The 24,997-nt window shown below is 40.0% G+C and carries 20 protein-coding genes; 8 read left to right on the forward strand and 12 right to left on the reverse strand.

The window, feature by feature from the left end; genetic code table 11:
• Positions 1-126: 126 nt before the first annotated feature.
• Positions 127-1,191 (reverse strand): DUF4934 domain-containing protein, encoded by a 1,065-nt coding sequence (locus ACFFIP_RS07875; RefSeq protein ID WP_382387051.1) that lies wholly within the window; start codon positions 1,189-1,191, stop codon positions 127-129.
• 184 nt (positions 1,192-1,375) lie between these two features.
• Positions 1,376-1,579 carry a hypothetical protein gene (locus tag ACFFIP_RS07880; protein ID WP_382387052.1) on the reverse strand — a complete coding sequence of 68 codons (204 nt, stop codon included), beginning with the start codon at positions 1,577-1,579 and terminating at the stop codon, positions 1,376-1,378.
• A gap of 269 nt (positions 1,580-1,848) precedes the next feature.
• On the opposite strand from ACFFIP_RS07880, the gene ACFFIP_RS07885 reads away from it, so the two are divergent.
• From ACFFIP_RS07885 to ACFFIP_RS07900, 4 genes are all read left to right on the forward strand, one after another.
• Positions 1,849-2,097, forward strand: coding sequence for a DUF6364 family protein (locus ACFFIP_RS07885; RefSeq protein ID WP_382387053.1), 249 nt, complete (start codon positions 1,849-1,851; stop codon positions 2,095-2,097).
• Positions 2,094-2,513: a type II toxin-antitoxin system VapC family toxin gene (locus tag ACFFIP_RS07890; protein WP_382387055.1), complete on the forward strand. Its 420-nt coding sequence runs from the start codon at positions 2,094-2,096 to the stop codon at positions 2,511-2,513. Before ACFFIP_RS07885 ends, ACFFIP_RS07890 begins: the two co-directional genes overlap by 4 nt.
• A 479-nt stretch (positions 2,514-2,992) precedes the next feature.
• Positions 2,993-4,210: a metallophosphoesterase family protein gene (locus ACFFIP_RS07895; protein WP_382387056.1), complete on the forward strand. Its 1,218-nt coding sequence runs from the start codon at positions 2,993-2,995 to the stop codon at positions 4,208-4,210.
• A gap of 219 nt (positions 4,211-4,429) precedes the next feature.
• Positions 4,430-7,462: an AAA family ATPase gene (locus ACFFIP_RS07900; protein WP_382387057.1), complete on the forward strand. Its 3,033-nt coding sequence runs from the start codon at positions 4,430-4,432 to the stop codon at positions 7,460-7,462.
• 175 nt (positions 7,463-7,637) lie between these two features.
• Here ACFFIP_RS07900 and ACFFIP_RS07905 read toward each other — a convergent pair whose 3' ends face one another.
• The 10 genes from ACFFIP_RS07905 to ACFFIP_RS07950 all read right to left on the reverse strand — a co-directional run bounded on the left by ACFFIP_RS07905 (position 7,638) and on the right by ACFFIP_RS07950 (position 20,004).
• Positions 7,638-8,249 carry an alpha/beta hydrolase gene (locus tag ACFFIP_RS07905; RefSeq protein WP_382387167.1) on the reverse strand — a complete coding sequence of 204 codons (612 nt, stop codon included), beginning with the start codon at positions 8,247-8,249 and terminating at the stop codon, positions 7,638-7,640.
• Positions 8,242-9,192, reverse strand: a complete 951-nt coding sequence (locus ACFFIP_RS07910; protein WP_382387058.1) for a ring-cleaving dioxygenase — start codon at positions 9,190-9,192, stop codon at positions 8,242-8,244. The genes ACFFIP_RS07905 and ACFFIP_RS07910 overlap by 8 nt, the downstream gene beginning before the upstream one ends.
• A gap of 121 nt (positions 9,193-9,313) precedes the next feature.
• A complete protein-coding gene (locus tag ACFFIP_RS07915; RefSeq protein ID WP_382387059.1) occupies positions 9,314-9,835 on the reverse strand; it encodes a YceI family protein in 522 nt (173 codons plus the stop codon).
• Between the two features lie 106 nt (positions 9,836-9,941).
• A complete protein-coding gene (locus ACFFIP_RS07920) occupies positions 9,942-10,391 on the reverse strand; it encodes a MarR family winged helix-turn-helix transcriptional regulator (protein WP_382387060.1) in 450 nt (149 codons plus the stop codon).
• A 239-nt stretch (positions 10,392-10,630) separates the two neighbouring features.
• The gene (locus ACFFIP_RS07925; protein ID WP_382387061.1) at positions 10,631-11,434 is read right to left on the reverse strand and encodes an alpha/beta fold hydrolase; all 804 of its coding nucleotides are present in this window, start codon (positions 11,432-11,434) and stop codon (positions 10,631-10,633) included.
• A 193-nt stretch (positions 11,435-11,627) separates the two neighbouring features.
• Positions 11,628-13,220 carry an amidohydrolase family protein gene (locus ACFFIP_RS07930; RefSeq protein ID WP_382387062.1) on the reverse strand — a complete coding sequence of 531 codons (1,593 nt, stop codon included), beginning with the start codon at positions 13,218-13,220 and terminating at the stop codon, positions 11,628-11,630.
• Positions 13,221-13,343: 123 nt separating this feature from the next.
• Entirely contained in the window at positions 13,344-16,160 is a 2,817-nt protein-coding gene (locus tag ACFFIP_RS07935; RefSeq protein WP_382387064.1) for an alpha/beta hydrolase family protein, read from the reverse strand.
• A gap of 101 nt (positions 16,161-16,261) precedes the next feature.
• A complete protein-coding gene (locus tag ACFFIP_RS07940) occupies positions 16,262-16,672 on the reverse strand; it encodes a hypothetical protein (protein WP_382387065.1) in 411 nt (136 codons plus the stop codon).
• Positions 16,673-16,811: 139 nt separating this feature from the next.
• Positions 16,812-19,334: an ABC transporter permease gene (locus ACFFIP_RS07945; protein WP_382387066.1), complete on the reverse strand. Its 2,523-nt coding sequence runs from the start codon at positions 19,332-19,334 to the stop codon at positions 16,812-16,814.
• The gene (locus ACFFIP_RS07950) at positions 19,327-20,004 is read right to left on the reverse strand and encodes an ABC transporter ATP-binding protein (protein WP_382387067.1); all 678 of its coding nucleotides are present in this window, start codon (positions 20,002-20,004) and stop codon (positions 19,327-19,329) included. The genes ACFFIP_RS07945 and ACFFIP_RS07950 overlap by 8 nt, the downstream gene beginning before the upstream one ends.
• Before the next feature lie 141 nt (positions 20,005-20,145).
• On the opposite strand from ACFFIP_RS07950, the gene ACFFIP_RS07955 reads away from it, so the two are divergent.
• The 4 genes from ACFFIP_RS07955 (at position 20,146) to ACFFIP_RS07970 (ending at position 24,828) form a co-directional block, all read left to right on the forward strand.
• Positions 20,146-20,811: an arylesterase gene (locus ACFFIP_RS07955; protein ID WP_382387068.1), complete on the forward strand. Its 666-nt coding sequence runs from the start codon at positions 20,146-20,148 to the stop codon at positions 20,809-20,811.
• 327 nt (positions 20,812-21,138) lie between these two features.
• Positions 21,139-22,881, forward strand: a complete 1,743-nt coding sequence (locus ACFFIP_RS07960) for a GMC oxidoreductase (RefSeq protein ID WP_382387069.1) — start codon at positions 21,139-21,141, stop codon at positions 22,879-22,881.
• A gap of 10 nt (positions 22,882-22,891) precedes the next feature.
• Positions 22,892-23,599 (forward strand): gluconate 2-dehydrogenase subunit 3 family protein, encoded by a 708-nt coding sequence (locus tag ACFFIP_RS07965; RefSeq protein WP_382387070.1) that lies wholly within the window; start codon positions 22,892-22,894, stop codon positions 23,597-23,599.
• Positions 23,600-23,772: 173 nt separating this feature from the next.
• Positions 23,773-24,828, forward strand: a complete 1,056-nt coding sequence (locus tag ACFFIP_RS07970) for a DUF6340 family protein (protein WP_382387071.1) — start codon at positions 23,773-23,775, stop codon at positions 24,826-24,828.
• The last annotated feature ends 169 nt before the right edge of the window (positions 24,829-24,997 follow it).

The raw sequence follows: 24,997 nt of genomic DNA on the forward strand, positions 1-24,997 counted from the left end.
AATCGCTTCCAAAATAGAATATTCAAGAAGAAACCAGGTATTCAAGCGGAAATTCAGAGCTAAACTGAAATACTCAATGAATTACAAATCTATTTAATCACATTCCTTAACTTAACGGCATTAAATCTACAATTTAAATTTGATAATTACAGGATTATCATCCTCTTCAATTCTTGCCATATCTATATGATTCAAAATAGGATGCTCGGAAATAGCTTTGGATTTTGAATGATAATCATATAAAAATCCAGGAGTTATAAAGGAATAAAAATGGCTCGAATCATTGAATATAATATTTGGGAAAAGCCCATTCGTCTGACCTATTGATACAAACTCTTTACGGTCAAGATCAAACAAGGCATGAAAAAGATTACTTTCACTACCCCCCAGAAAATGAAAATACAAGTGGTTTTGTGTCTCGCGAATATTCGAAATAAACTTATTGTAAGGAGAAAATATCAACTCCATTTCATTTCCGTAAAAATTTTCTAACATGGAGCGAGGCAAATTATTTTCTTCAAAAGGAAAATCAAATTTTTTGAAAACTCCATTTTTATTGAATCCAAATATTTCATTACTCCCTAGAATAGGGGATAAATTAAATTCATTTGGATTCCCTGTAGGATATATCCTCTGATCTCCTAAAATCCCATACTCTTTCGGGATAAAATAGTCTATTTCATCCCCATTTTTTTTGATAAAGTGGAACAAGTAATTCTTGTTTTCAGGTAAATCAATCTGATTTGTAGGAAGATTTGTCCACAAAAAATAAACCTCATCAATTTTTGCAAAATACCTGAAATTCTGGTCTGCTTCCATTTCAGAAAGGTCAATTGTACCCAAATAAGAAAAATCTTCTAAACTGTAAGATTTGATTTTTCGATAATCCAAAATTTCAATTATCCCTGCTTCAAAATCGATCAAAAAATCACTTGCGTCTAAATATTGATCAGGACCGGGTCCGTTGTTGTCTAAAAACCCCAGGGTATTCCCAGTGTCATCAAACAAAAATACTTTTAAAAGCTTTTTGTCCAGAACGGCAATTTTCTTGCCATCTTCTGAAATAAAGACTTTGTCAACTGATGTAATCAAGTAGTCATCACTTGTATTCAAGTAAAAAACATCTTCCACTCTTAGACTTTCGGGCCAATCAAATTTATTGTCCTCATCAAAACCAATTGAAAATATCATGTTATTACCTTCAACTTTTGAATCCACTTTACATTGTAAAAAAAGGATAGGTAAAAGGATTGATAAAATTATCCGATAGACTTTCATCTCTATTTTACTTCATCTAGAAAACATAAAATTAACAACAAGAAAAATCAGACCCAGAAAATTACTGAGTCTGAAAAATAATTGAACCAAATTATTTCTAATCTAAACCACAAAAACCAGGGCCGTAGTTACAAACATTAATAACATCCTTTGATCCATCTGCATAGAAAATAACATCAACTCTATCCAAGATGTATGTTGGTCCTCCTCCAGGAGGAAGTGATGCGTATTGTGCACTTGATTGAATCACTGGCAATGTCATCACCAAAACCAAGAATAATGATTTAAGAAAATTTTTCATGTTAAAATAAAATTATTTGATAATCTTTTTTTGCAAAATGCAGCGCATGATCACATTCCCTAAAAAGTAATTCTTCCGGAAAAACTTTAACTTTTCAAACTAAAATTACCCTCCCCCGAAATTAAAAAACAAGTTTTCATTAAGTTATTTTTGGACAACTTACTGACATGCATCACAATAGTCTTAGACAAACAGCTGTAACCAATCAAAAATCAACCTAATTAAACAAGAAAAAATATTTTACGTATATTTATAAAAACATTACGTTCATGTCTAAGAAACTCACCCTTAATGTCGATGAAACAATAATCGAAAAGGCTAAAGCATATGCCCAACAGACGGGAAGAAGTCTTTCCGGCTTGGTAGAGAATTATTTAAGAGATTTAGTTGCCCTTGAGCAACCAAACAGTCTTATCGATGATAAAATCGCTCAACTCTCTGGGAAAATAAAACTTCCTGCAGATTTCGATGAAGAAGAAGCATTAAGGTCATTCCTTGAAGAAAAGCATTTAAAATGAAAGTATTTTTTGACACGAATATCCTGATTGATTTTTTAAGTGACAGAGGGGCCTTTACCAAATATGCTACCATCTTATTCCAGTTAGCCAGTAAAAAGAAAATAAGCATATACACATCTTCACACGCAATTGCAACAACCTACTACATATTAAAAAAATACACTGATGATAAATCACTAAGAAGAAAATTACTTGATTTGATGGATCTCTTGGAGGTTTTGGATGTGACCAAATCCCAAGTAAAAAAAGCTTTAACTTCAGATAGAGCCGATTTTGAAGATGGCATACAGCTTTATAATGCGGAATCCATATCAGGAATGGCCTACATTGTCACCAGGAATCTGAGGAATTTTAGGGATGCCTCAATCCCTGCAATGGCACCGGAAGAAATGGTCGCTATGATCGAAAGAAAATAGCTACAGGGATTTCTTATTGCCTTTGCGCCTTTGCGTTCACCCTCCACCTTTGTAGCCATTCCACCAAAAAAACTTCGTGCCTCCGTGCCTTTGTGGCTAAACCAGTCACCATTCCAAAAAACTTTGCGCCTTTGTGGCCAAATCAAAAAACCCTTGCGTCTTTGCGCCTTTGCGTGCACCCTACATCTTTGTGACCAATTCAACAAAAGAACCTTTGTGTCTCCGTGCCTTTGTGGCCAAACTACCAATAAAACTTCGCGCCTTTGCGCCTTTGCGTGCACCCTCCACCTTTGTGTCCAAACCACCAAACAACTTTGTGCCTCCGTGCCTTTGTGGCTAAACCCGTTACTATTCCAAAAAAACCCTCGCGCCTTTGCGCCTTTGCGTGCACCCTACATCTTTGTGACCAACTCAACAAAAGGACCTTTGTGTCTCCGTGCCTTTGTGGCCAAACCAGCAAAAACACTTATTTTTAAAACATGAAAATACTCCATACCGCAGACTGGCATTTAGGCAAAAGGTTACAGGAATACTCCAGATTGGAGGAACAAAAGGAAGTCCTCCAGGAAATCGTGGATCTCGCCGAAAAGGAACAAGTAGACCTAATCCTTCTGGCAGGGGATATTTTTGACAGCTTCAACCCCAATCATGAAGCGGTTGAACTCCTGTACAAAACCCTCAAAAAACTATCCAATAACGGCCAAAGACCCATCATCGCCATCTCAGGCAACCATGACTCCACCCAGTTTATCGAAGCCCCAGACCCATTGGCCAGGGAAATGGGCATTTTTTTCTACAGTAAATATGACAGTCTAATTCCAACTGGCCAACTTGACAATGGCATACAAATCATCAACAGCGAGCCGGGTTTTGTGGAATTGAAAGTTCCCAAATATGAGTTCCCCGTAAGAATACTTTTGGCACCCTATGCCAACGAACTCCTGCTCAAAACCTATCTGGGTGAAGGGGACCGGGAACAGGAATTCCGGGATTTAATGGCCAAACAATGGGCTAGACTCGCCGACAAATACTGCGATGACCAAGGTGTCAATTTATTTATTGGGCATTTCTTTTTTGTCAAAGAGGGGGAAACACCTGAAGCAGAACCCGAATCCGAAAGACCAATTCTCCATGTAGGTGGTACACAGGCCCTTTTTACCCATAATATTCCTTCCCAAATTCAATATGCGGCCTTGGGCCACCTGCACCGCTACCACGCTGTAGCCAAGGAACCTTTTCCTATTGTCTATTCTTCCTCTCCCCTTTCCTATTCATTTAGCGAGGCCGAACAGGAAAAGCAGGTGGTAATAGCTGAAACTATTCCTGGAAATGCTGTGAACTATAAGCCAATCCCCTTGAAAAAAGGAAGACCTCTTTACCGTAAAACTTTCCAAGATCTGGAAACCGCCCTCGGATGGTTGGAGAAAAATCCTTATTGCTTTGTTGAGTTGACCTACGTCACCGAACATGCCATCGATGCCTCTACCAGAAAAGCCCTAATGAAAGCCCATGACGGCATTGTCAACCTGATCCCTCAGATCAAAAACCCTCAAGGACAGGAAAGCCTGAGCCTAAAAGTTGAGGACTTGGAAAAGGACATGCTCAGCCTGTTTAAGATGTATTACCAAAGTGAAAGAGGATTGGAACCCAACAAAGAGTTACTCGACCTCTTCAAAGAAGTCATTAGTCAGGAATAAGTCCTCTGCGGACACCAAAATCTGACCTAAAAATAGATATTGATGGATATTTGATATTGATGGATATTAGTTAACGGGAACATCTGATCTGGATTTACCAAGTTCCAAAAGTAAGGCGGGCCTAAAAACAATATCCTAATATCTCAATATCTATTAATATCTGTCTCAAAAAATCAAAAACCATCAAAATCATCAACCTGATTTTTAAAAAGATAAACAATGATCCCTCTCAAACTCGAAATAGAAGGCTTATATTCTTATAAAGAAAAACAACTCATCGACTTTACCCAGCTAACCGCTGCTGGGCTATTCGGTATTTTTGGAGCTGTAGGGAGCGGAAAGTCCTCCATCCTGGAAGCCATTCTCTTAGCCCTTTACGGCAGTACCGAACGGCTTTCTGACCGTGGCGAAAAAAACAGCATGCTCAACCTCCAATCGGAAGCCTTACTGATCTCATTTGAATTCTTATCCGGCAAAAACAATTCACAGACTTTCATCGCCCGCTACTCAGCTAAGAGAAATCCCAAGAATTTTGAGGATGTCAAACCTGCCGAACATACTTTTTACAAAAAAGCAGGGAGTCAACTGGAGCCCATTTCCGAGCGTGCAGAGGAAATTTTGGGAATGAAAAAGGAACATTTCAAGCAAACGGTAATCATCCCTCAAGGTAAATTCAGGGAGTTCATTGACCTGACCCCAGGTCCAAGAGCCGAGATGATGAAAGAATTGTTTGGATTAGAACGCTTCGACCTGGCAGCTAAAACGGGTTCCCTCTTGAAAGCCAGCAGGGAAGAAAAAATCAGATTAGAAACCCAATTACAGGCCTTAGAGGAAATCAGTGTAGACCTTTTGAAAGAAAAAGAGGTTTTCTTAGCAGAGACTCAAAAAGCTGCCCTTGAACAGAAATCAGGCCTTGAAGAAGTAGAAACCCATTACAAGAATCAGGAGGTTTTGAAGGACAAACACAGGGAGTGGCAGAACTTCCAAAGCGAATGGCACAAATTGGAAGCCAAACGACCTGAAATCGAAAACAAGAAGTCAGAGTGGAAAGATTTTCTAAAGGCCAAAACCTATTTGAAGCCTGTATGGGAGCAACTGCAGGACCAGATAAAAGATGCGGAAAAATTTGAGGTCAGCATCAAAAACTGTCAAAACTTCAAATTGACTTATGCTGAGGAGATTGAAAAGCATGAAAATGAACTTCAAGAACTAAAGGAAAAAGCTGAACAAAAATCAGTCCGGGAAGCCAAAATCCGTGACCTACAAAAAGTCATCGAAATTAAAGGACTTCAGATGGAACTTCAATACTTGGAAAAATCTAAAGAGACGCTAGAACCAGCAGTAAGCAACAGACGAAATGTGCTTCAGCAGATTACCCAAAAAATTCAAGCCTTGGAACAAACTCTGGAAAACTTGGGCACAACCGACAGTTCCTTACTTGCTGAGTGGAAAAGCAAGGCTAAGGAATGGAGGCAAGAGGTAGTTCAAGTCCAGAAAAAGCAGGTGGAAAAAACTGCTTTTTTAGCTGAAATGTCAAATTTGGAAGTAAAAACGCGTGCACTTTTAGAGGCTTTACCAAAAAGTTATAGTGACTTTGAGAATGCACTGATCGGACACAAAAAACAATTACAAGTCTTAGAGGAAGAAAAAGAAAAGCTTAGCCAAAAGTCCGGGCTTTCTGCACATGTACATTTACTCGAGGAAGGGAAAGCCTGCCCCCTTTGTGGATCATTTTCCCATCCGGCCCCCCTTCAGGCTGAAAAAGAAAATAAGATTTTGATCAAGGCTCAATTGGAAATCAAAAACCTCAGGGATCAAATTGAGCAACTTCAAAACCAAGGACAAAAGTTCAGGGAATACAACATTCACCTCCACAATTTAAGGAACCAAAAAGATAAATTGGCAGAAGAGATGGAGCTATCAGAAAACCATCTTGATCAGCTCAAGCGGCATCTTGCCCTCCAAGGTATTTCCTCTCAGGAAGAACTTTCCGACAAAATTTCCCAAGCGGATGCTGCCTACCACAAAAAAGAAGAAACACTAAGTCAATTGAAGATACTTAGAGCTAAGTGGGAGTCAGAAAGAATATTGTTGGAAGAAGAGGAAAATAAATTTAGGGCTGCGGAACAGGAATTGATCAGCATTCGCTCAAAAGTCTTGTCCAAGAAAGAAGAAATAAAAGATCAGGTTTTTAGCCAGGGATTTTATACCAAAGCAAAAGAGGAAATACAGCTGACCATTCATAAAGTAGAACAGGACATTCAGGAAACTGCCTTCAAACTGGAAGGTAAGCTTAAAGTTTTGCAGGAAACCCGAACCAAAGAGGCTACCAACCTGGCCAACTTGAAAACCTATCAGCAGAATCTGGAAAGCTGTTTAGCAAAAACCAAAGAACTGGAATTAAATTTTAATAAGCTGAAGATTGAGCATGGATTTCCCGATGAGCATGCCTTGATTGCGCTTTTCAACCATTCCTTGGATGCTGATAAGGTGGATGCAGAAATCAGGCAATTTGAAGACAGAAGCCTTTTGGTCAAAAGCAAAATAAAAGACTTGGAAGCCTTAAAAGGGGTAACTGAATTTAAAGAACAAGAATTTATCAAAATTCAAGAAACACTTAAGGAGCAAAAAATTCAGTTTGCCGAAATCCAAAAAACTCAGGCCCTATTGGAACAGGAAATCAAAAGCGTCCAAACAAAAATCAATGAAAAACAGATCTTGCTCAAAGCTTTTGGCCAAGTGGAAAATAGAGAAAGCAACCTTAAAGAACTAGATAGACTCTTCAAAGGAAGTGGATTTGTCAAGTATGTCAGTTCGATATACCTTAAGGAACTGTGCAATACAGCTAATACCCGATTCATGAAACTGACCAAAAACAGCCTAAGTCTGGAGATCGACGACAACAATACCTTCTGGGTAATTGATTACCTCAATGGTGGCAAAAAGCGCCTCCTCAAAACCCTTTCGGGTGGACAGACTTTTCAAGCCTCATTGTGCCTAGCTCTGGCTTTGGCAGAAAAGGTCAAGACCCTGAACCAGGCAGATCAATCATTCTTCTTCTTGGATGAAGGTTTCGGAGCTTTGGACAAAAACTCACTCCGAGTTGTCTTCGAAACCCTTAAATCACTAAGGCACGAAAATCGTATTGTTGGCATCATTTCCCATGTAGAAGAACTCCAACAGGAAATCGTTGTATATGCGCAAGTGGAGTTGGATCAGGAAAAAGGCTCACAGGTTTCTTACTCATTTTAAAAAATGTCGCTGATTAAAACATGAAAGAAACACCGTCCAAAAACATCTTAAAAAAGTAAAGCCCGAAACCTGTTGGTTTCGGGCTGAGTTGGTTTAGCTTTCAATAAATATTTTTCAGAATTCCTGTTTCAACAATTGTACCAAATTTGGCCTATTGAAGAAAAGGAATTTAAAATCACGACAATATATTTTGATTGACCCATTCTAATTCTTCCTGTCGAATAGTATGGTACGTATCTGGAAATATCAAGGTTTTCATTTTTGCTCCCATCTTTTCAAGTTGATCTGCAGATGCTTCAATCCTTGACAAAGGAACATGCATATCCTGATGACTAGAACCTATGAAAACAGGAGTTCCTTCAAAATTTCCTTTATACTTTGATGGATTTAAATGCTCTCCTATCAATCCCCCTGTAAATGCAATAACCCCTCCCCATCTTTGGGCATTTTGGGCAGCATATTCCAAAGAGAGGCAAGCTCCTTGGGAAAAGCCAATGAAATATATCTGCTCGGAAGCAAACCCTTTTGACTTTACATCAGATACAATACCGTCTATGGTTTGTAAGGATTTGGAAAATGATGGCTCATTGTTCTTATCCGGCGCCATAAAACTGTATGGATACCAGGTATTTCCTGGCGCCTGCGGTGCCACTAATGCAAAACCTTCCAATTGAAGATAATCCGAAAGTTCAAGGATGCTTTGTGTGGTAGCGCCTCTTCCATGAACCATGATGGCTACCTTTTTGGCTTCATTGAGCGGTTTTCCTTTGAACACAATCTCAGGCATAATTTTCAACATTTAGATTGACTTTAGCAAGGCTCCCTTCTATCTTTTCACGGTGAGGTTCTGCCCACAATGGAAGTTTCAACAACTCACCCAAATGCGCCTCATCCTCATCTATTGCAAAACCCGGCTCATCTGTCGCGATTTCAAATAAAACACCCCCCGGCTCTCTGAAATATATGGATTTGAAATAATTCCTGTCTTTCACTTCTGTGACATGCAGGCCATTTTCCATTAATTTTCTTTGTATTTTCAATTGGGTGGATTCATTGTCTGTTCTAAAGGCAATGTGATGGACTGTCCCAGCGCTCTGAATCCCTTGACGACCGTTTTTATCCAATACGATGTCAACAATATCTCCAGGTTTTCCTTCTGTACCATATCGGAAGCGTCCATTTTCCTCACCTATAAACCTGTAGTCCATCAATTCGGTAAGCAACTTTTCGGTCAACTCTTTTGCCTTAAGATTTAATGTCGCCCCATAGAAACCCTTGATGGAATATTCTAATGGTATATTACCATAAGACCATCCTTTTCTGGAATCATTGTCATTTGCCACCAACTCAATTCCCATACCATCATGATCTTCAAACCTGATCACCTTTTCACCAAACCTTGACAAGGGTGTTGAAATCGGGATATTGTACTTACTCAACCTTTCCATCCAATAAGCCAAAGCTGCAGTTGGTATTGAAAAAGCAGTATAAGTAAGTTCCCCAGCACCTTTGGTACCTCTTCTTGCCCCTTCAAAGGGAAAAGTAGTAAATACGGTTCCAGGTGTTCCTAATTCATCTCCAAAATAGAAATGGTAAACATCAGGAGCATCAAAATTGATGGTTTTTTTCACCATTCGAAGTCCCAAAATCCCTGTATAAAAATTGAGGTTTTTTTGTGCATTGCCTGCAATGGCTGTAATGTGGTGTATACCAGTGATCAAGGCTGACATAATCTTTGTTTTTTAGGTTGTTAAAACTTCAATTAATCATGACAACATTGGATTATTGGCAGGGATTGAATTTAACTGCATCCCTGACCAATAACCAATATTCATCAACTAATTAACCGAATTATTGCTTTACAAGTTGTATGCTCAAGATGATTCTCACTTGATCAGAAACCACCACGCTTCCAGCTTCAGTTACAGCGTTCCACATCAAACCGAATTCTTTTCTTGAAATTTTACCTTCGATTTCAAAACCTGCTTTGGTATTACCATACGGATCACCTGCTATACCACCAAAGTCAACATCCATGGTAACTGTTTTGGTAATATCTCTAATGGTCAGATCACCTTTCAATGTACTACCTTCCAGAATTCCTGAGAACGACATTTTAGGGAATTTTTCAGCGTTGAAAAAGTCATCAGATTTCAAATGTCCATCTCTGTCAGACTGATTGGTATCGATGCTATTAATATCCGCTGTGAAAGAAACTTTAGCTCCATTAAAATCATCAGAAGTAGATTCTGCAGAACCTTCAAATTTTCTGAAATAACCTGTAACAGTTGAAATCACCAAGTGCTTTACTTTGAAAGAGACTTCTGAATGCGTTGGGTCAATAGCCCATTTTGTAGTTGTTGTAGTACTCATAATTTTAATCGTTTAGATTGTTATAGTTTATTTTAATATTGTTTTGAATGAATTTTTCTGAATAGTACAGACATTAATTGTCTATACATGTATTATGGTAAATGATTTAACCCCTGAGTTTATCCAATAGAAAATTCAATTGCTCCACTTCTGCTTCACTGAGTTGCACCAATTCTCTATTTAGATTATAGATCGCAGCTTCAAGTCTTTCTAAAACTTCAAGACCTTTATCTGTAATGAGAATATCCACCTGCCTTCTGTCTGTGGGACACTCTTCTCTGATCACCAAATTTTTTAATTTCAGCTTCTCTACTAATCGGGAAGCATTCGACATCTTATTCAACATCCTATCCTGAATGGAAGATACCGTAATTGGATTTCCATTTTGCCCTCTCAAGATTCTAAGGACATTGTACTGTTCCGGGGAAAGGCCAAAAGGCTTGAAAAGACTGCTTTGCTTGGATACAATATGGCCTTGCGTGAATAAAAGATTTACCACAACCTTATTGTAGGGATCCTTAAACTCTTTCTGCTTTATGGCTTCTTCAATCCTCATGCTATACACTGTATATTTTGTTTATGTATTTAATGTATATACACGCAAATGTATAAAAAGGTTCAGATATTTTTTGTTTTTTTTGATATATTTTTTCAAAAAGACCAAATTCAGATTGTATTCACACTTTTTGGAGTTTGAAAAAATTTAAAACCATGATAAAAAAAATTAAAAGAGACTGTCTCGAGGAAGCAACAGTCTCTTATAATACTTGGATTTCTATACAAAACTGTATCAGTTTAATCAAACTGCTGCATCCAATCGCCGATAAGTTTATTGATTTCATCAGGCTTTTCAATGCAACTACTGTGTCCAGCTCCTGGTACCATGTGAAGTCTTGCTTCGGGAATAGACATTTGGATAAATTTGGCTTTTTCTGGTTTGGTCGCTACATCCTCATCACCCACTACCACCATAGTCGGACATTGTATGCCCCTGATTTCATCTTCAACCCCTTTACGGTAAATTACTGCTTCTACAGATTTGGTAATGGTTCTTTTATTGGATTGTAATTCATTTACCCATGTCTTGTATGCCTCCTTGTTCTTAGGATTCTCTAACCAACTCTGGGCAAACATAATCTTCATAACTTCTTTGGCCACTTTCGGAATTACACCTACCCATTTGACAATACCGTTCAGAAACTTGTACTTGGGCAGATTCTCTACTGGTTCGGGATTGGCAGAGGTTTCCAATAAAATCAGACTTTTTATCCTGTCAGGATACCTTGCTGCCAATCGCATCCCTACAAACCCTCCCATAGAAAGCCCAACAAAATGGACCGGTTTTCCAACCAATTTGTCTATCAACTCTAGTGCATCCTCTGTAAGCAATTCCATGTCATAAGCTCCTGAAGTAACCTCTGACTGACCTTGCCCCCTATGGTCATAGGCAATGACCGTGTATTCTTTCTTCAAAAAGTCAATTTGATCCAAAAACATCTTATGGCTCCATAATAACCCATGTGCAAAAACAATTATTTCAGGACCACTCCCTTCTTGAATATAAAAAAGTTTGGTTTGACTAAGTTGAATATGCGGCATTTCTTTTTCTATTGATCCAATAACTGAATTAATTCATCAAACATTGCACCTTAAAACTTGAGCCCTTTTCAAGGAGTTTAAACCCGACGTTTTTCAAGCCTTTGTTAGAAGATAGTCTAAGTTAAGAATTCTTCCAGATTCAAAAATAGTTTGGGATTTGATTTTTGATGCCAAATCCCAAACCCAAAACTTTTTACCAGTCTAATCCTGGCTGTTTAAGTTTCCTTGATTCTTCCCTAGCTTTATGCTGATTCACTATTGTACGTACATCCTCAAGAAGTTGTTTGGCGTCATACACAATCCCGTCCTTAACTGTATATTTAACTCCCCCCACTCTTACAGGCTCATTATTTTCATCAATTCTGATTGCACCTGTTCCATACAAAACCTTCAGGTTTTGCATAGGGTTTTCTTCAAGAATCACAAAATCAGCCAATTTTCCAACCTCCACAGTTCCCAATTCTTTTTCCATACCCAAAGCTTCTGCAGCATGCATCGTGGAAGCTCTGATCACCTCCAAAGGATGAAAGCCTGCTTCACGCAACAACTCCATTTCCCTGATATAGGCAAAACCGTATAACTGATAAATAAAACCAGAATCTGAACCTGTTGTTACCCTTCCTCCCCTGTTTTTGTACTCATTGACAAAGGTCATCCATAGGCGGTAATTCTCCTTCCACTGAATCTCCTCTTCTGTAGTCCAGTCAAACCAGTAGGAACCATGAGATTCCCTGCTTGGCTTGTAAAATCTCCACAGAGACGGCAAAGTGTATTCCTCATGCCATTCAGCTCTTCTGGCTCGCATCAAGTCCCTGTTGGCCTCATAAATATTGAAAGTAGGATCCAAAGTGAAATCCAGATCAAGAAGCTCCTGCATTACTTTATTCCAGTGATCGGAATAAGGAGGTGCTGCCTGCTTCCATAATTTACCTGCTTCAGCAAAGCGATGTTGTTCATTTTGGTAATTATAATCTAAACGGTAGTCCTGGATTGTCCTATTTTCAAACAAGGCCTCTGGTAAACCGTACCAATGCTCCATAGTAGTCAAACCTGCCCTAGCAGAATGAAGCACATTCCATCTGGCAACATCCATTTGGGCATGGTGCATAGAAGACCTTAAGCCAATTCTTTTGTTCTCTTCCAAAGCTGCCTGCATCACTTCAGGCTTCGCTCCAAAGAATTTGATACCATCCGCACCTCTTTTGGCATTGTTGTTCACCCACTCTTTTGCTTCTGCAGCATTGGTAATGGGTTTACCAGCACCCTGCCCAAAGCTGGTATAGGCCAGCAATCTTGGCGCTGTAATGGTATTGGCAGCTGATTTCCTCTTATGATCCAAGACCCAATCCAAACCATTCCCTGCTGATGGGTCTTTCACTGTAGTAATTCCATGTCCCATCCAAAGCTTAAACACATATTCTGCAGGAGTGCCTTGCCCCGAGCCACCAATATGCCCATGCATATCGATAAAACCAGGAAGTAAATAATGACCTTCCAAATCCATCACCTTATCGTTGGGACCTGCCTTTGGTCTTCTTTCTTCTTTGATCGGTAATCCCGGATAACCCACCGTTCTTACTTCAGCAATCTTATTTTTCACCACTACAATGTCAACCGGCCCTATCGGTGGCGCACCGGTTCCATCAATCAATGTTACCCCTCGGATGATCAAGCGATCAAAGGGACCATCTCCCTCTTTTCTGTCAGGGGATGGCATTATTTGTGCAAATGCTGTGTAAGGTAAGATTACCAGGCCCACAAGGAGCCAGAAAACTGTTTTTTTCATAGAAACTGGTGGTTTATTGGATTAAATTACCTGAATTAAAAAGAATAAAAAAACCGATTATCATAATTGCCATGATAATCGGTTTTAAGTTAATGATTTCAGCTTTAGACGGTTATTCCACCATCAATTCTCTAACAATTCCAAGCCTTGTCTGATCCCTTTTTCTGTCGCAGGCAAGCCTCGCTGCATCCAAGCAGGCATTGGGGCGTCTTTGAGATAATGATCAAAGAATTGCATCATTCGGTTTTGGAAATCAATCCTGTTTTCACGTTTGACAGGCCAATGTGGCTCCCCATTATAATTAAGCATCCAAGCCGGTTTGTTGAGTCTCCTCATCGCTAAGTACATCTCGATACCCTGATACCAAGGCACATGGCCATCAGCATCGTTATGCATCAAGAGCAATGGCGTTTCGATTTTATCTGCATAGAAAAGTGGGGAGTTCTCAATATACAGCATTGGCTTTTCCCAAAGTGTTCCACCCAACCTAGACTGGGTTTTCTCATATTGGAAAGTACGTGCAAGACCGGTCTCCCAACGTATACCGCCATAAGCACTGGTCATGTTGGCCACAATCGCACCTGCTTCCGCAGCCCTGAACAGGTTGGTTTTGGTCAGGATATATGCTGTCTGATAACCACTCCAGCTATGTCCCTGAATACCTACACGCTTTTCATCCACGAAACCTTGATCTATCAAATAAGTTACTCCAGGCATAATCGCATTATAAGCACTCTCCCCTGGATAACCGATTTTGTACACTACATCCGGTACAAAAATCAGGTAATCATTGCTGACATACATGGTACGGTGTACCGCAGATCTGATAGGTTCAGGCTTATGGTGTTGGTGTAGGGTATTTGAAAATTTCTCATAATAAAATATCACCATTGGATATTTTTTATTGGGATCGAAGTTTTCAGGTTTATACAAAATTCCTTCCAACGGAATGTTATCCAATGACCTCCAAGTGACGATTTCAGCAGTCCCCCAAAGATAATCTGACTGTTGTGGATTGGCTGTACTTACCTTTTTTGGTTTACCAAATCCATGATCAGCCACATACAAATCAGGGAACTCCTGGAAATTTTCTCTGGTATACAACAAGAATTCCGCCTCTTTTGCTTTCTCTATCAGGTTGTACCTATGGGCAGATTTCACTAATATGGTAGGATTGGCACTATTGGCAGTCCACCTCGCAAAACCGGCATCTTTATTTTTCTCATCAAAAACCGATAGCAACATTGGCTTGCTCAGATCGATAAACCTTTCTTCAGTATCCAATCTCTCATAGCGATAAGTAGTCTTATTCTCTCTACCATTCTTGGTCAACCTTTCTGCCGCTTTTTCACCTTTAGGATCAACTTTCCAGATATCATATCTATCATATAAAAGAAGACTCTCTTCATTCAAAGTCCATCCTGCAAGCCCATATGATGAAGGATAATCCGGCAAATCATTCTCTTCATCCCCAAAGGAAACCTGTAGGTCTTTTGTAAGATTAACGGTCTTACCTGAGGCAAAATGATGGCTGTACCATGCAGTATCCTGACTGCTGTACCAATACACAAAGTTGGCATCAGGAGAAAGCCTGGCATTTCCCTTTACCTGCTTGGCAATCAGGTTACTTTTACCAGTACCAAGGTCTACACTATACAAATCACTGAAAGAACTGATATCCCAAGTACGCAACATACGGTATTCACGGTCATCTACACCAAGCGCCATCTTACCTTTACCTTCGGCATCTATCCTAACTTCTGCAATTTCAGGGGAACTTAATTGTACTAGTTTCTTGGACTCAAGATCCATTACAGCCAGATAACTCTTTCTTCTTTCCCTATCTACTCTTCTGTTTTGCTCCGGGTAGATGTAGTCATCCTGCCAATGCCAAACTTCCACCTGAACCATTTCTTCAGGCAGCAAAGTGGTGTCTTTCAAGATTGGTTGTGGATTAGTACCCAAAAACAACCTTTTGCCGTCTTTTGAGAAATTAGGATTGTAGTTCTCAGAAATTAACCAAGTTTCAGGAACCCCCGAAGTCTTTTCATCCGCAAGGACTGTTGCTGCTCCATTACCTTTTTTCCAGTACATCAACTTAGGTTCACGAAGCAAAGCTTTAGTCGTGTCAATGTCAGCAATAAAGGCTATCTGTTCACCTGCTTCATCAATGCTTAGGTACTTATATTTGTGTTTAGGATGTCCTTCAAATACCTGAGTAGTCACTCCTGAGGTAAGGTCATGCCAATACACACCTGCTTTTACATCTGCATCATTACCAGAACTCATAAACAAAAGACCCGAACCATTTTCTGCAAAAGCATAGTCTTTCACATAAGCAAAGGTCTTCTCACTGCCATCAGCCAAATTCTTCAAGATCAGAGGGTACCCATTTTCATCAGAAATCTTCTTGGATTTGGATTTACCCTCTCCGTTATTGGTTTCTCCTGTTGGGCTTTCAGACTGGTATGCCAACCACCCTCCTGCTTTTTTCGGAATTTTAAAAGATTTTGCCTGAGGGATCTTGGTAGTTGACCTGGTTGTAAAATCAAAGATTCCTAAAGAATCTTTGGGCATTTCCTCCTTCTTCTTCTTGAGCCTACGTAGCTGTGTCAGGCTATCCTTTTGGGCCTGGATAAGGAAAGCGGCATGCTTACTGTCAGCACTTAGCTGGATATTTTTAGCCCTTTCTACTGAAAACTGGGTATTCTTGGACAAATCCTGAAAGATTACTTTTCCATCCCCATCTTCCGGATTGAGCGTATATACCACATGTTTTCCATCAGACGTAAGCTGTCGAAAAGTAATACTTTTCCACTCATCATATGCCGACTGGGTTAATGGTTTTTTGACTTTTTGTACTGTACTACTGCGTCTTTGGGCAGAAGCAGGAAGTACAACAGCAATCACCAATAAAACTGATAATAATCGTTTCATCATACTATTTGGAATTTTGACTTGAAATTAGGCCATTCTTGAAAGATAAAAAAACCGCTTATCCTTTTTGGAAAAGCGGTGTAATCAATCTTTCTAATAGAAAATCAGTTTTTCCTAAATGTATACCTCAAACCGAGATTCCCCCTAAGGCTTGTGTAACCATCAGAAAAAAAGTTCGGTGTAGCCTCCATGACAACTGCAAAATTCCGGTTATTCTCAATGGGTTTGATGGTGAATCCTATCGGAACACCGAATCTGGGATTCCCAGAAAAATAATACCCGGCCATGATACCTACATGAAAATTAAACCAGTCATCTCTATATACATTTCTATTCACTGAGCCCTCTATCCCAAATTGAGCCTCGAGAATATCTGATGCAGTAAACCTAAGTTCACCGAAATATTTCCTATCTATGTCCGTCCCAATACCTACTTGCCCCAGAATTCCACTATGATAAATACCTGCATATGTGGGACGCAAGGCACTTTGTGCCTCAACTTTAGTACAAAACATTATTGAAAAAATAACAACAAACAAATACTGATTATTTAGCCGCATAAAATATTTAATTTAGATAATATGCTAAAGTAATAGTTTTTTCTTTTCGAACTTTAGTTTCAGACTTTTTTCCTCTTTATGTTGAAACATCAACTTAATTCCCCCTCAAAATCTCCATGGGAGTCATTTTAACAATGTTTCTACCATTGAGCCAACCCAAAATCACCGTCAGCAGGGTAATGCATACATACACAATGAATGCTTCCTCATAAGCTCCTCTAAATGGCAACTCAAACACAAATTTGCTCAGTAAAAACGTCGCCAACAGGGACAGTAAGACACCACTCAGGGAAGCCAATGAGCCCAAAAAGAAATATTCTAAAGTATTGATTTTATTAACAGTCCCACTATCTGCACCAAGTGTTCTCAATAAAATGCTTTCCCTCATTCTTTGGTACTTACTGATGATCAATGAACTGATCAATACCAGAATTCCCGTGATGATGCTAAAGAATGCCATAAACTGAATTACAAAACTAATTTTGCCCAAAATCTCCTCCAATGTCTCCACTATAGCACCTAGATTGAGTACAGATATATTAGGGAACTCACGGACAATTTCTGCTTGCATATCTGCTGCCTGCCTGTCGTTTTTGGTTTTGGTGATCACGACATGAAACTTAGGAGCATTGTTCAACACGTTATCCGGAAACAAAACAAGGAAATTGGTAGAAACCTGATTGAATTTGACGTCCCTTAGACTCCCCACATATGTAGTGATAGGCCTTCCCTGAACGTTAAAAATTATTTCATCTCCCAATTTGATACCTGTCCTCATGGCATAACCTTGATCTACTGAAATAAAAACAGAATCTTCTGGATTGACTACTCTTCTCAATTCCCCTTTCAACAAACGCTCTGAGTCGATCAATGAATCCCTATAGGTCACCCTGAATTCCCTGTTGTACAAGCCTCTCGACCTTCTTTCTTCTTCAGGTAATTCTTCATTGGCTTTTTTGGTCAATCCGTTGATGGACTCTAATCCCATAGTCACGATCGGCACCTGCTGCATCACGGGCAACCCTTTAGACTCCACTTTCTCCAAAACAGAAGCCACCTGATGGGTTTGAATATCAAAAAGCAACATATTGGGCTGATCTTCCTTATCTGCAAACTTGGCTTCATCCAACAATTGATTTTGGACAAAAAACAAGGTGCTGATCATGGCTGTACCCAGTCCGATGGTAGCAATTAAAGCTACAGTTTGGTTATTGGGTCTATAAAGATTGGCCAAAGATTGACGGACAGGGTAAACCAATGAAATAGGCAGGAACCTCTTAATCAGCCACATAATCCCCAAAGCCACTGACCATAGGATCAGAAAGGCAAACACCACAAATCCTGTAAATCCCAATGCTTCTTTCCAACCGTTCAACAGCAGGTAGCTGAATCCAAATACAAAAATCAAAATCCCCGCTATTACTCCCCAGCGAAGTGCATCTTTATTGATTTTTGTTTCTCCTTCATCCGGTCTCAATGTAGCCATTGGGGACACTTTCCTGATTTTTAGAAGAGGTAAAAGGGCGAATAGCAAGGAAACCAATAGTCCTGTCAGAATTCCAAAACCAACACTTCCCCAAGAAACAGCAACATTCACCTCCACTGGAAGAAAATCCTCAAACACAGCAGGCAGTACAAACTGCAGTAAAGTCCCAAGCAATGCCCCTAGTACGGAACCAGCCAATCCCATGATCATAATCTGCACAAGGTATATAGCCATCGCAGTCCAGGCAGTCACCCCTAAGCATCTTAAAACTGCCACTGAAGCTAGTTTTTCTTTCACAAAAACATTAACTGCACTCGCTACTCCTACACAACCAAGCAACAAGGCAATGAATGCCACTAAACTCAAAAAATTAGAAAGATTATCAAAAGAACGGCCTGTCCTTCTCCTCCTATCCTCTACAGTATCTGCGTCTACTTTTTCACTTTCCCAAGTTTCTTCATATTTCTTCACCAATTCTTCAGGATTGACTTCATCTGCTAACTGGTAATATCGCTGGTATTTCAATCGGCTGCCATATTGAATCAAACCGGTGGCCTCTACATATTCCATTGGAATATAGACTGCAGGTGCAACGGTCGCTGTGATTCCTGTTTGACCAGGTGCTTTCTGTAATTCTCCCTCAATAACAAAAGTCAGCTCACCAACTTTGATACTATCCCCTACTTCTGCATTGAATTGTGCCATCAGGATTTTCTCCACCAAAGCTTTTCTCCCCCCTTTTCTGAATGTCGACTGTGCTTCGGCAGGCGTTGTTTCCAATTGGCCATAAAAAGGAAAGTCCCCTTCCAAAGCCCTAACTTGGGTCAGCCTACTTTCATCTGTTGCCGGAAAAGCTACCATACTGGCAAAATTCACCTCATTGGCAACTTGAACAGCCAATGTGTCCGTTGGCTGTTCCCCTATTGGACTGCTTTTATCCAATACCAGGTCTGCGCCGACCAATTCTTTTGATTGTCGGTCTATGTCTTTTTTAAGATTTTCACCAAAAGAGCTGATCCCTACCAAGGCAGCAATACCCACCACCATGGAGGAAACGAACAAAAGCAGTCGGGAAAAATTTTTTCTGAAATCTCGAACCGCCATCTTAAGAACCCAACCAAAATCAACCATGGTTACCCTCCTGGATTTTACCTCCCTTGATATGAATGATTCTATTTGTCCTTTTTGCCAATTCAGAATCATGAGTAACCAAAATCAAAGTTGTCCCCAAATCCTTATTGAGATTAAAAATCAAATCCTCTATCATCTCCCCTGTTTCCGTATCCAAATTCCCTGTAGGCTCATCTGCAAAAAGGATTTTAGGTTCATTGGCAAATGCCCTGGCAATCGAAACACGCTGTTGCTCTCCACCCGAAAGCTGTGTAGGATAATGAGTATTCCTATCTCCTAGACCTACTTTTTCCAATAAAGCCATGGCTTTTTCCTTAGCGTCTTTTCTTTTCTTCAACTCCAATGGAACCATTACATTTTCGAGTGCTGTAAGCGTCGGCAGCAACTGAAAGTTCTGAAATATAAAACCTACGTATTGATTTCTCACAGCAGCCCTTTGATCTTCTGTAAGTTTTTCAAAAGCATTTCCATGCAACACTACTGAACCTGTGCTAGCGGAATCCAACCCTGCGCACAACCCCAGTAATGTAGTTTTCCCGCTTCCTGATGGGCCTACAATCGCTATACTTTCCCCTGCATGAATTTCAAAATTCACATCATCCAGCACAGTCAGCTTTCTACTGCCACTTTGGTATGTTTTGGAAACGTTTTTTACACTCAAAATGCTCATGAAAATTCAATTTTAAAGTCTTGGGATATAGAACACCAAGAGATGGATAAAAGGTTTTGATTTGGCCATTAAATATAAAGCTATTGCATTGGCTTTGAACAAAATTCCAAGAAAATAGTAATTTTGAAAAAATACCGAACCATGATCAAACAGTTTTTGGGCATTTTCGCCATAGCCATATTTACTTTCGCCTGTTCTCCAAAGTCTGAAAAAACCGTCCCACCTGTTTCTCAGGAAGAAACTACCGTTAAGAAAGAACAAAAACTCATCTTATTCTTTGGAAACAGCCTGACTGCAGGATATGGTATAGAACTGGAAGATTCATTTACCGGTTTGGTTGCACAAAGGATTGACAGCTTAGGCATGGATTATCGGGTAATAAATGCCGGACTTAGCGGGGAAACAACTGCCAGTGGATTGAGCCGTTTGGATTGGTTTTTGGAAGAAGAACCATACATTTTTGTATTGGAATTGGGCGGAAATGATGGATTGAGAGGTATTACCCTATCCGAAACCAAAAAAAACCTGAAGGCCATGATCCAATTGGTCAAGGCTAAATATCCCGAGACCATAATCATTTTGGCTGGAATGCAGATCCCTCCAAATATGGGACAGGAATACATCAAAGAATTTGAGGAAATTTATCCCCAAGTGGCGGATGAAGAAAAAGTAAAATTGATCCCATTTCTATTAGATGGTGTGGCAGGCAATCCTGATTTAAATCTTCCTGACGGTATCCACCCTACAGAAGAAGGTCACCTAATTGTTTTTCAAACAGTTTGGGAAAACCTGAAGGATTTACTCTGAAACCCATATTAATTGATCCCTTTATTAGAGAAAAGAAAATACTTTCTTTAAAAAACCATTTTTTAGCACTGTGTAGCTGAAGTACATCTTGACTTCTCTGATTTCTCTAAATTTAAGGTCTAAAAAATCAAAAATTTGTAAAGTATGATGTCGTAAAAATTAAGGAAATTCTTTTCTATGGAATTACTTAATATTCTTGACTTGATTTGCATATACTTACCAATCCTGCTTAAATATTGATCCCAATCCATCCAATTCAGTCTGTCTAGTTTGAGGTTTTGATTTTTTTTCCAAACTTGATGGAGAAATATAAAAATTTTCTAAAAGATGAGTTTTGAGATCAAATCAAACGCTGAAACTTACGATGTCATCATTGTAGGTTCGGGAGCCGGAGGGGGTATGGCTAGCAAAATCCTTTCAGAAGCAGGTTTATCTGTTGCTGTACTGGAAGCTGGTGGAGATTTTGACCCTGCCAAAGAGGAAGACAGAACACAGTTAAGACCACCTTGGGAATCTCCAAGAAGAGGAAGCGGAACAAGGGTCAGACCATTTGGAGATTTTGATCAAGCTATTGGAGGTTGGGATATTGAAGGCGAGCCTTACACCAGAGGTGAAGGAAGTTCATTTGATTGGTTCAGATCAAGAATGGTTGGAGGTAGAACCAATCATTGGGGCCGTATTTCCTTACGTTTTGGCCCAAATGATTTCAAAAGAAGAAGTATCGATGGCATGGGAGATGACTGGCCAATAGGATATGATGATCTCAAACCGTACTATGATAAAGTAGATAAATTAATCGGTGTCTTTGGTTCAAAAGAAGGCTTTTATAATGAGCCAGACGGCTTTTTCCTGCCACCCCCAAAGCCACGATTACATGAGCTATATATTATGCGTGGTGCGAAAAAGGTGAATGTACCGGTAATTCCGGGCAGGCTATCCATGCTGACCAGACCCATCAATAATGAAAGAGGGGTTTGCTTTTTCTGCAACCAGTGTAACCGTGCCTGCCAAGCTTATGCTGATTTTTCTTCGGGAACATGTCTGATTAAGCCAGCTATGGCTAAAGGTAAAGTGGATCTCTACACCATGGCCATGGTCAGGACTGTCACTACTGATGAGAGCGGAAAAGCCACAGGGGTTTCTTTTGTGAGCAAAGTAGACATGAAGGAATACAAACTCCGCTCTAGAGTAGTCGTCCTCGGCGCTTCTGCCTGTGAGTCTGCCCGGATTATGTTAAACTCAAAATCCCAGAGCCATCCAAATGGTGTGGGCAACAGTAGTGGGATGGTAGGTAGGTACCTGCATGATTCCACTGGTGCTGACCGCATGGGAATCATGCCCGATCTGATTGACCGAGAGCGGTATAATGAGGATGGAGTCGGCGGAATGCATGTCTACACGCCTTGGTGGCTTGACAACAAAAAACTGGATTTTGCTCGTGGTTATCATATAGAATATTGGGGGGGAATGGGAATGCCTTCCTATGGTATTGGTTTCTCGATGGATAATATGAGAAAATACCTCAAAGACGAATTTGGTAATCCAAGTCCTAACGGAGGCTATGGCGAAGGATTGAAAAAAGACATCAGAAGAATTTATGGCTCCACCCTAGGAATGTCTGGACGGGGTGAAAGTATTCCACAATACAGCAACTACTGTGAAATAGACAACAATGTGGTAGATAAATTTGGCATTCCGGTATTGAAATTCCATTACAAATGGACTGACCAAGAGGTCAAACAAGCCAAACACATGCAGGATACTTTTGAAGAAATCCTGACAGAGGCCGGTGCTGTTCTTTTAGGTAAAAAACCAGGAGCCGACACGCTTTATGGCTTGGCCACTCCTGGGAGGATCATTCATGAAGTAGGTACCACAAGAATGGGCAATAATCCCTCCACTTCTGTACTGAACAGCAATTGTCAGGCCCATGATTGTCAAAACCTCTTTGTGGTGGATGCAGGTCCTTTTGTATCCCAAGCGGATAAAAACCCAACCTGGACCATTTTGGCCCTAGCCTGGAGAACATCTGAGTACATTGTGAATGAATTGAAAAAGAAAAATATTTAATACCGGAGCCATGAACAGACGAGAAAACCTAAAACTCCTTTTCACCGGATCCCTGGCATCCGGATTCCTCTTGACCCACTGCAGTCCCAAAGACAAAGCAGAGGATTATTCTCCTAAAATAATAGGAGGCACTCCTGGTGGCCGTACTGAGGAAGAGATTTTAAGAGACCAAAAATTACTTTCAGAAACTTTCTTTACAGAGCAGGAAAGAAAAAAGCTGGATATTTTGGTGGACATCATCATGCCTGCCGACAGTGAATCAGGAAGTGCTACAGAAGCGGGTGTTCCTGATTTCATAGAATTTATGATGAAAGACTATCCCGGCTACCAGACTCCTATGAGAGGAGGATTGATGTGGCTGGATAATTACAGCAATGATACTTATGGCAGAACTTTCCTTGAGCTTTCCAATAAAGAAAGAATGGAAGTTATTGATCTGATCGCATGGCCAGATAAAGCATCACCTGATTTGAAGGGACCTGTCATGTTTTTCAATATGCTGAGAAACCTAACTGCAACAGGCTATTTCACCACAGAAATAGGGTTCAAATATTTGGGTTACCAGGGTAATATCCCAAATGCATGGGATGGGGTACCGGATGAAGTTTTGAAAAAACACGGTCTTGAATATCCTGAAAAATATAATTCTGTTTACCTAAAAGTAGAAGAAAGGGGAACAATAGCTCAATGGGATGATGAGGGAAACCTAATAGGTTAAGTTTTTCAATATGGGTTGTCACTTTTGCGACAACCCATATTTTTTTGATTTCTTTAAAAAAGCCGAGCTAACTAAACTGATCATTTCAAAAAAATATTTTTTTCTAAATCTTTATTTTTTTGCAACCTTTAGACTCCAAATCGAATCAATCCCATTATTGATCCCAAATTTTCATGAAAACAAATCAGGTTTCAGTTTTTATCCTTCTTGCATTGATTATCCTTAGTGCGTGCAGTAAGTCCGTCACTTTGAACCGTATGGTTCCTGCAGAAATCAGTGTTCCAAATCACGTTCAAAAATTATTACTGGTAGATAGAACTGCTCCCCAAAATGAAGGACTGGCAGTTTTGGAGGGAATGATTAGCGGAGAAGCTCCTTTTGAAGTCAAAAATGCTGCTGAGGCAACATTGAATACCGTCCAACAGGAACTAAATACTTCTCCGCGTTTTGAGGTAATTAGAGCAAGGGAAAGATTAAGAGGTGGCTTGTTCGCACAGACATTCCCTATCCCCTTGACATGGGAGCAAGTGGAGGCACTTTGTGCTCACTATGGAACCGATGCGGTTTTGGTACTGGAAAAGTTTTCATCAGACTTTATCGTGACTGATAAAAAGAAAGTCATCAAAAAAACCGTAGGCACAGGGAAAGATGCAAGGTCGGTAGAGGTTGATGGTATTTCCATGGAAGGAATTGCCTCTGTCAGTGCTGGGTTTAGGCTATATGAACCTGTATCCAAAAACATTTTCGATCAGGTCAATTACGACAAAACCAACCTTTGGTCCGCCGAGGCAGAAACCAGAACCCAAGCGGCTGCCTTATTGATCGACAAAGTACGTGCAACACAGTATGTGGGCAGAATGGCAGGATCAAGCTATGCCAGGAGGATTGCTCCCATGAATGTTTCCATAAGCCGTACCATGTATGAAAAACCAAAATCAAAACCAAATTTGGCCAAAGGGTCTAGGTTGGCACAAGTTGGGCAGTGGGAAGCGGCACTTGACAGCTGGCACAATGGTCTGAATCAAATAAATGACAACAAATCCGGGGGAAGATTATGTTACAATCTAGCATTGGGCTATGAAGTCATGGGGGATTTGGAAGAAGCCAAATTTTGGGCTGGAAAGGCATTTACAGATTTTGGATTTAAAAAAGGCCGAGAATATGCCAGACAATTGGAGCAGAGGATATTTCAGGATGAAATACTAAGACAGCAATTGGCTAGGGACTAAAAGTCTTTAATGTTTGGATTTATAAGTAAAATTTTCGCTATCATAGTTTTTCGGGTTCACTGCCAGCAATGCTCAATCACGATGAAATGATATTAAGAAAAGTCATCCCTTAAAACCCTTTATGTGCGAAGAACAGTTCTGTTCTTCCAATATCCTACCCAAGTAGGAA

This window comes from Fontibacter flavus, from assembly GCF_042432905.1.
Taxonomy (GTDB): Bacteria; Bacteroidota; Bacteroidia; order Cytophagales; family Cyclobacteriaceae; genus Fontibacter; species Fontibacter flavus.

Coding starts and splice junctions, on each gene's coding strand:
- ACFFIP_RS07920 (WP_382387060.1), bottom strand. CDS start 10,391: ATGAGGATTGAAGAAGCCATAAAGCAGAAAGAGTTTAAGGATCCCTAC.
- ACFFIP_RS07900 (WP_382387057.1), top strand. CDS start 4,430: ATGATCCCTCTCAAACTCGAAATAGAAGGCTTATATTCTTATAAAGAA.
- ACFFIP_RS07925 (WP_382387061.1), bottom strand. CDS start 11,434: ATGCCGCATATTCAACTTAGTCAAACCAAACTTTTTTATATTCAAGAA.
- ACFFIP_RS07880 (WP_382387052.1), bottom strand. CDS start 1,579: ATGAAAAATTTTCTTAAATCATTATTCTTGGTTTTGGTGATGACATTG.
- ACFFIP_RS07890 (WP_382387055.1), top strand. CDS start 2,094: ATGAAAGTATTTTTTGACACGAATATCCTGATTGATTTTTTAAGTGAC.
- ACFFIP_RS07930 (WP_382387062.1), bottom strand. CDS start 13,220: ATGAAAAAAACAGTTTTCTGGCTCCTTGTGGGCCTGGTAATCTTACCT.
- ACFFIP_RS07905 (WP_382387167.1), bottom strand. CDS start 8,249: ATGCCTGAGATTGTGTTCAAAGGAAAACCGCTCAATGAAGCCAAAAAG.
- ACFFIP_RS07965 (WP_382387070.1), top strand. CDS start 22,892: ATGAACAGACGAGAAAACCTAAAACTCCTTTTCACCGGATCCCTGGCA.
- ACFFIP_RS07935 (WP_382387064.1), bottom strand. CDS start 16,160: ATGATGAAACGATTATTATCAGTTTTATTGGTGATTGCTGTTGTACTT.
- ACFFIP_RS07915 (WP_382387059.1), bottom strand. CDS start 9,835: ATGAGTACTACAACAACTACAAAATGGGCTATTGACCCAACGCATTCA.
- ACFFIP_RS07895 (WP_382387056.1), top strand. CDS start 2,993: ATGAAAATACTCCATACCGCAGACTGGCATTTAGGCAAAAGGTTACAG.
- ACFFIP_RS07950 (WP_382387067.1), bottom strand. CDS start 20,004: ATGAGCATTTTGAGTGTAAAAAACGTTTCCAAAACATACCAAAGTGGC.
- ACFFIP_RS07970 (WP_382387071.1), top strand. CDS start 23,773: ATGAAAACAAATCAGGTTTCAGTTTTTATCCTTCTTGCATTGATTATC.
- ACFFIP_RS07945 (WP_382387066.1), bottom strand. CDS start 19,334: ATGGTTGATTTTGGTTGGGTTCTTAAGATGGCGGTTCGAGATTTCAGA.
- ACFFIP_RS07955 (WP_382387068.1), top strand. CDS start 20,146: ATGATCAAACAGTTTTTGGGCATTTTCGCCATAGCCATATTTACTTTC.
- ACFFIP_RS07960 (WP_382387069.1), top strand. CDS start 21,139: ATGAGTTTTGAGATCAAATCAAACGCTGAAACTTACGATGTCATCATT.
- ACFFIP_RS07940 (WP_382387065.1), bottom strand. CDS start 16,672: ATGTTTTGTACTAAAGTTGAGGCACAAAGTGCCTTGCGTCCCACATAT.
- ACFFIP_RS07875 (WP_382387051.1), bottom strand. CDS start 1,191: ATGATATTTTCAATTGGTTTTGATGAGGACAATAAATTTGATTGGCCC.
- ACFFIP_RS07885 (WP_382387053.1), top strand. CDS start 1,849: ATGTCTAAGAAACTCACCCTTAATGTCGATGAAACAATAATCGAAAAG.
- ACFFIP_RS07910 (WP_382387058.1), bottom strand. CDS start 9,192: ATGTCAGCCTTGATCACTGGTATACACCACATTACAGCCATTGCAGGC.